We start from the raw sequence: 6320 nt of genomic DNA, 5'->3' as shown, positions 1-6320 counted from the left end.
TCTGCGTCTCGTCAAGCCAGGTCGAAAGCATAAAAAAGCCCCATCAGAGAATTGATGAGGCTATTGTCGTCTACCCGCCGGATCGTTCAACCGATCATTTTGCTTAACCGATCGGTGTTAGGCAGGTGCCGGTTTTGTCGTTTCTGGTGTCTATCTCGCAATTGGGCAGCCAGTCGGCGTCTGATTCGTCTTTCAGCTCAAGATTGGTCTGTATGCTCAGTTTGCGTATACCTAAACGTATGCCAATAGTCACCGGATTCAGGCGAATATCGTCGGACTATTACAGACATAAAAAAGCCGCTGAACCTTGCGGTTAGCGGCTTTTTCACGTTTCCGGCCTTATCTGGTAATAACCGGAATCTAAATTGGTGGAGCTGGGGGGATTTGAACCCCCGTCCGGAACCACTCTACCGTCGGTACTACATGCTTAGTCTATCTTTACATTCGCTTGCCAGCTGCGAATAGACACGCCACTAACAAACTAGCCTGATTAGATTTAGTGCTTCAACCCCAGGCAAGGCATCCACACGATCTCTTTTGGGTTTGACCTCTCTTGATCCCCGTCCTAAGAGCGGAGGCTAGGGAGAGAGGGCTAAAAGCAGGTTATTAAGCTGCTAAAGCGTAGGTTTCGTCGTTTGCGACTATTTTTTTGCGGCTTTTTACGAGGCAAACCGCCCCTCGGCATGCACCTTGGGCTTTGCAAATCCCGTCGAATCCAGAATCAGCCCCCAAGAAACTGTTGCCAGTATACCAGAACTTACCGTTGTTAAGCCAGTGGCTTAGCGATTGGCGTTCTTCATGATACGGGCTTTGTCTAACTTCCATTCACGTTCTTTGATGTCATCACGCTTATCGTGATCTTTTTTACCTTTCGCCACGCCGATTTTGACTTTGCTCCAGGCATTTTTCCAATACATGGATAGCGCGACGACCGTGTAGCCATCGCGACTGACGCGGCCAAACAGCGAATCCAGCTCGCGCTTGTTGAGCAGGAGTTTGCGCGTGCGTGTGGGATCGCACACAACATGTGATGACGCCACATTCAGCGGCGTGATCGTTGCGCCAAACAGGTAGGCTTCACCGTTCATGAAGGTGACATAGCTGTCGCTGAGGTTTGCTTTGCCTGCGCGCAGTGATTTGACTTCCCATCCTTGCAGCGCAAGGCCGGCCTCAAATTCTTCCTCAATGAAGTATTCGTGACGGGCGCGCTTGTTCTGCGCAATGGTGGCGGAACCGGGTTTGTATGCTTTTTTCTTTGTCATAGTGCCGTCATTATACTGGATGTCATTGGGAATGAAATCCCCGCCGTGCGTCCGTGTCGTGGTTAATGATATCGTGCGATAAGCTTCGCAGAATTTTTGTCTGTCGGGCTATCAGTGCTATTATTTTGCGCGTTTTATGAATCACGGAAAATAGTATGCCAAAGATAAGTCGTTCCGCACTGGTGCCGTTCAGCGCTGAACAGATGTACAAGCTGGTGAATGATGTCGCTTCCTACCCCGCATTTTTACCGGGCTGCACGGGGAGCCGCGTGCTCTCCTCCTCTGAAGGGGAGATGACCGCCGCAGTAGACGTTTCCAAAGCCGGTATCAGCAAGACCTTTACCACCCGTAATACGCTGACGCACAACCAGAATATCAATATGCAGCTGGTCGATGGTCCGTTCCGTCAGTTGGGTGGCGACTGGCACTTTACGCCGCTGAGCGCCGATGCCTGTAAAGTCGAGCTGCATCTGGAATTTGAATTCACCAATGCCTTGATTGAACTCGCTTTTGGCAAAGTATTCAAGGAGCTGGCAGGAAATATGGTGCAGGCTTTCACGCAGCGAGCAAAAGAGGTCTACAGTGTCCGCAATGCAGGTTGATGTGGTCTACGCGCTGCCGGAACGCCAGTATCTACGCACGGTGAAGCTGGAAGAGGGCAGTACGGTTGAGCAGGCGATTGTGGCATCGGGCCTGCTGGAACTGCGCCATGATATCGATTTGCAGGTGAATAAAGTCGGTATTTACAGCCGCGCAGCGAAACTGACCGATGTGGTGCAGGAGGGTGACCGCGTGGAAATTTATCGTCCGCTGATTGCCGATCCGAAAGAACTACGTCGTCAGCGCGCAGAGCGTGCTAAGAGTAAATCCTGAACGATGTCGTTGAACGGTACATGACGTTTTCCTGAGCGTCCTTATCGAAATGCCCTTACAAAAAAACACAGGCAAATCTGAAGTGTTCAGATTTGCCTGCTGTTATACCCGTCATACACCAAGCTGAGTGTCCGCTGGCTTCCTTCGCGTACTCCGCCCATTGTGGGCTTCGTCTTAACTTGCCACTTCTGGCTGCCAGAATCGTTCATCCTGATTCAGCCGAACGGCATTGAAAGCATTAATCCAGCGCGGGCTTGTTGCTGATGTTGGTTAACACGCCACTGCCGCTGAAGGTCAGCGTCAGCGTCTGCTGTTTTACCGATTCATGGCCAGGCTGCTGGCGGAAGATGTAAAACCAGGTATCGCTGCCAAACGGATCCTGCATCATAGGTGTACCCAGCGTATAAGCGACCTGTTGTTTGGTCATGCCGGTGTGAATTTTCGCAACGTCAGCCGGTGCCAGATAGTTTCCCTGATTGATGTCCGGCCGATAGACCACCTTTTCCAGTGTGGAACAACCGGCAGTCAGCATAACAACCACCGCGGCGACGACAGTCAGCGTTTTACAGCGCATAGTGATTACATTCCTTAAGGGCATAGGTTGCCGATGATAATAGACCTTGCAGGACTTGGAAACCTGCAAGGCGATTGTATGACCTCAGGAAGGTAAAAAAGTTGAGCTTTTTTACCGGTGATGCACCTTTCTCGCCTTTGTCGGCGGCAGATTTTAGGCTGCCAGCAGTTCTTTGGCATTTGCCAACGTATTTTTGGTAACGGCGCTACCGCCGAGGAGACGAGCCAGTTCTTGTAGCCGAGCACGTTTATCTAAGGGTTGCATCAGGGTTTCCGTTTCTGCGCCGTCCGTTTGTTTGCTCACGAAGAAGTGCTGATGACCGCAGCCCGCGACCTGTGGCAGGTGCGTCACGCACATCACCTGCGTAGATTCGCCGAGCTGGCGCAGCATTCTGCCGACGATGGCGGCGGTTGGTCCGCTAATCCCCACATCGACCTCATCGAAGATCATCGCTGGCGTGTCCATTTTCTGCGCGGTGATTACCTGAATAATCAGCGCGATACGTGATAGCTCACCGCCCGAGGCCACTTTTGCCAGCGTCTGATGCGGCTGGCCTGGGTTCGTGGTCACGCGGAATTCGATACTGTCGGCACCGGTGGCCGTCAGGTTGTCTGGCGTAAATTTCACATCAATGGTGAAGTGGCCGTGTGGCATTGCCAGTTCACGCATATTGGTGGTGATGAGCTGCGCCAGTTCGCTGGCGTGGTGCTGACGGCGCACGTGCAGCTGTTCTGCAAGGTGCAGCGCCTGCTGATGGTATTCGCCGACGGAAGCGCTAAGCGCGTCGTGGTCGCTTTCCTGCTGTTCCAGCTGTTGCTGTTCTTCCAATAGCTGCTGATGGAACGCGGGGAGCGCCTCTGGAGCAACATGGTGTTTGCGTGCCAGCGCTAGCTGGCGCGACAGGCGTTGTTCCAGTTCATACAGCCGAATCGGGTCGAGGTCCATTTGTTCGCTGTAGTGGCGCAATTCATCGCTGGCTTCGCTAAGTTGAATGCCGGCTTCTTCGAGCATCGACAGCACGCCAGACAGTTTGTCATCCATGCTGATGAGTTCGCCAAGCTGATGTTTTACGCTGTGCAGCATACTGATGATGTTCTGCTCGTCGTCTTCGCTAAGCAGTTGCATGGCCTGTTGGCTCATCGTCAGTAGCTGACCGCTATTCGCCAGACGCTTATATTCAACGTCAATCTGTTCGTATTCGCCGGGCTGTGGGGCGAATTCGTTTAACTCTTTTAATTGGTATTGCAGCAGTTCCCGGCGAGCTTCGCGCTCAATGGCCGCCTGTTGCAGCTGCGCCAGCGCGCGGCAGCTTTGGTGCCACTGATGCCAAACCTGCTGCATAGCAACCAGCAGTTTTGGTTCATCGGCATAGGCATCCAGCAGGTGTTTTTGATGATCGGGGCGCAGCAGTAGCTGATGGGCATGCTGGCCGTGCACTTGAATCAGATGCTGGCCGAGTTCACGCAGTTGAGACAGCGGCACGGCGGTGCCGTTAATAAAGCCGCGTGAACGACCATCGGCGCTAATAACGCGGCGTAGCAGGCACTCGTTGCTGTCATCCAACTGGTTTTCTTCCAGCCACTGACGTGCCGTTGGGGTATCTGCCAGCGCAAAGCGGGCGCAAATGTCGGCGCGGGCAGCACCCGGCCTGACCATGCTGGCGTCAGAACGATTTCCCAGACATAAACCGAGGGCATCAATCGCAATGGATTTCCCCGCACCGGTTTCCCCGGTGATTACGCTCATTCCTGACTGAAAATCGATTTCTAATTCGCGTACGATGGCGAAGTTACTGATAGTGAGTTGCGCCAGCATGATAAACCCCTGTATGTAATCACATGTGATTACATACAGTATAAACTGGTTTTATATACAGTAAAGTGGCTGGGTAAAATTTTAGAATAATTTTTTTGACCAGCCGAGCTTTGAGCTTAGTGTGTTGAAATAGCTGTAATTTTTTGGGTGAATCAGATTCAGGTAATGCTCGCTGCGGCGAATGAGGACTTCTTCGCCTTCCTGTACCGGTAACGCAATCTGGCTGTCACAGCTGATTTCCAGGTCATTGGTAATGCAGGAAAATTTCAGCCGAATCGTGCTGCTGCTATTGATGACCAGCGGGCGGGCAGACAGTGTATGCGGGAACATGGGTACCAGCGCAATCGCATCCAGCGACGGCGTCAGAATCGGGCCGCCAGCGGAAAGGGAATAGGCGGTGGAGCCGGTAGGCGTGGCGATAATCAGGCCGTCTGAACGCTGGGAGAAGGCGAATTTGTCATCAATATAGACTTCAAATTCAATCATATGTGCGACTTTCCCGGGGTGAAGCACCACTTCGTTAATGGCGGTACTGATGCTGTCCTGCTGGTTTGCGCGGCAAACGTGCGCTTCCAACATGAAACGCTGTTCGCTCAAATAATGGCCGTCGAGAACGTCAGAAAGCTGCTGCTGCGCCTGATCAGGGTCGAGATCGGTCAGAAAACCGAGGTTGCCACGGTTCACACCGATCACCTTGATGTCATAGCGCGACAGCACGCGTGCTGCGCCGAGCATGTTGCCATCACCACCAACGACAACCGCCAAATCCGCCTGCTGGCCGATGTCGGCAAGGCTCGCTGTCGGTGCGTCTTTTAGATTCAACTCACGGGCGATCTGCTGCTCGATCAGAACCGAGTAACCTCTGTCGGTGAGCCAGTGATAGAGCATCTCATGCGTTGCCAGCGCCGTTGGGTGGCGCGGATGGCCGACAATGCCAATACAATTAAACGGCCTGTTCATTGTAAGCGGTGTGTTCATTGCTGTTTTTGTCCTCAGCGTGGTGTATCGGCAGCGGTGGGAACCAATATATGACGGGTTCCCTTGAATCCCCGATTTTGATCCCCATAATAAGCAACTAGCGAGATTAATGCTAAACCGCGGAGAATTTCATGAGTAGTAAAGAACAGAAAACGCCTGACGAGCAAGTCCTGGATCAAAAGGAAGCAGCAAAAGGGCAGCAAGCGGATGCCGCGCCAGAGACGGCAGACGTAGCTGACCCGCGTGATGCGCGCATCGCAGAACTGGAAACTCAGTTGAGCGAACTGCAACAGCGTGAACGTGACAATATGCTTCGCGTCCGTGCTGAAGCCGATAACATTCGCCGCCGTGCGGAAATGGATGTTGAGAAAGCGCACAAATTTGCGGTAGAGAAATTTGCCAGCGAAATGCTGCCGGTTATCGATAACCTGGAACGTGCGCTGGATACGGCGGATAAATCCAACGAATCACTGGCTGCGATGATTGAAGGTGTTGAACTGACGCTGAAATCGTTGCTGGATGCTGTACGTAAGTTTGGCATCGAGGTTGTGGGTGATGTGGGCGTACCGTTTAACCCAGAAGTGCATCAGGCAATGACGATGTTACCTTCGGCCGATCACCAGCCGAACCATGTCATGATGGTCATGCAAAAAGGCTATACGCTGAACGGTCGTTTGCTACGTCCGGCGATGGTCGCGGTATCAAAAGCACAAGACTGATTCTGTCTGCTTTTACGCACCATCTGCTTTTTACGTACCCTAGTGACAGCGTATCTTCATTCCAAACCCCGTGCCCTGCATGGGGTTTTTTGTTTATAT

At 52.5% G+C, this 6320-nt stretch carries 7 protein-coding genes and 1 other RNA gene; 3 read left to right on the top strand and 5 right to left on the bottom strand.

Going from position 1 to position 6320, the window contains the following annotated elements:
- Positions 1-366: 366 nt before the first annotated feature.
- Positions 367-729: a transfer-messenger RNA gene (gene ssrA / locus Q3A88_RS09855) on the bottom strand.
- A 50-nt stretch (positions 730-779) separates the two neighbouring features.
- Entirely contained in the window at positions 780-1262 is a 483-nt protein-coding gene (smpB, locus tag Q3A88_RS09850; protein ID WP_039281975.1) for an SsrA-binding protein SmpB, read from the bottom strand.
- Between the two features lie 155 nt (positions 1263-1417).
- On the opposite strand from smpB, the gene Q3A88_RS09845 reads away from it, so the two are divergent.
- Together Q3A88_RS09845 and Q3A88_RS09840 are read left to right on the top strand one after the other, a co-directional pair.
- A complete protein-coding gene (locus Q3A88_RS09845; RefSeq protein WP_039485083.1) occupies positions 1418-1864 on the top strand; it encodes a type II toxin-antitoxin system RatA family toxin in 447 nt (148 codons plus the stop codon).
- The gene (locus Q3A88_RS09840) at positions 1854-2135 is read left to right on the top strand and encodes an RnfH family protein (protein ID WP_219606231.1); all 282 of its coding nucleotides are present in this window, start codon (positions 1854-1856) and stop codon (positions 2133-2135) included. Before Q3A88_RS09845 ends, Q3A88_RS09840 begins: the two co-directional genes overlap by 11 nt.
- A gap of 238 nt (positions 2136-2373) precedes the next feature.
- Here the strand turns inward: Q3A88_RS09840 and bamE are convergent, their stop codons facing one another.
- From bamE to nadK, 3 genes are all read right to left on the bottom strand, one after another.
- Positions 2374-2709: an outer membrane protein assembly factor BamE gene (bamE, locus tag Q3A88_RS09835; RefSeq protein ID WP_110163742.1), complete on the bottom strand. Its 336-nt coding sequence runs from the start codon at positions 2707-2709 to the stop codon at positions 2374-2376.
- Between the two features lie 153 nt (positions 2710-2862).
- Positions 2863-4524: a DNA repair protein RecN gene (gene recN, locus Q3A88_RS09830; RefSeq protein ID WP_039281964.1), complete on the bottom strand. Its 1662-nt coding sequence runs from the start codon at positions 4522-4524 to the stop codon at positions 2863-2865.
- Positions 4525-4605: 81 nt separating this feature from the next.
- Positions 4606-5484 carry an NAD(+) kinase gene (gene nadK / locus Q3A88_RS09825; protein ID WP_039281963.1) on the bottom strand — a complete coding sequence of 293 codons (879 nt, stop codon included), beginning with the start codon at positions 5482-5484 and terminating at the stop codon, positions 4606-4608.
- A gap of 149 nt (positions 5485-5633) precedes the next feature.
- Between nadK and grpE the strand changes: the two genes are divergently transcribed.
- Positions 5634-6221 carry a nucleotide exchange factor GrpE gene (gene grpE, locus Q3A88_RS09820; RefSeq protein WP_039274982.1) on the top strand — a complete coding sequence of 196 codons (588 nt, stop codon included), beginning with the start codon at positions 5634-5636 and terminating at the stop codon, positions 6219-6221.
- Positions 6222-6320: the final 99 nt, after the last annotated feature.

Source organism: Pectobacterium sp. HCp5_1, assembly GCF_032905925.1.
Taxonomy (GTDB): domain Bacteria; phylum Pseudomonadota; class Gammaproteobacteria; order Enterobacterales; family Enterobacteriaceae; genus Pectobacterium; species Pectobacterium brasiliense_A.
This window is presented reverse-complemented; position numbering and strand designations above follow the sequence as displayed.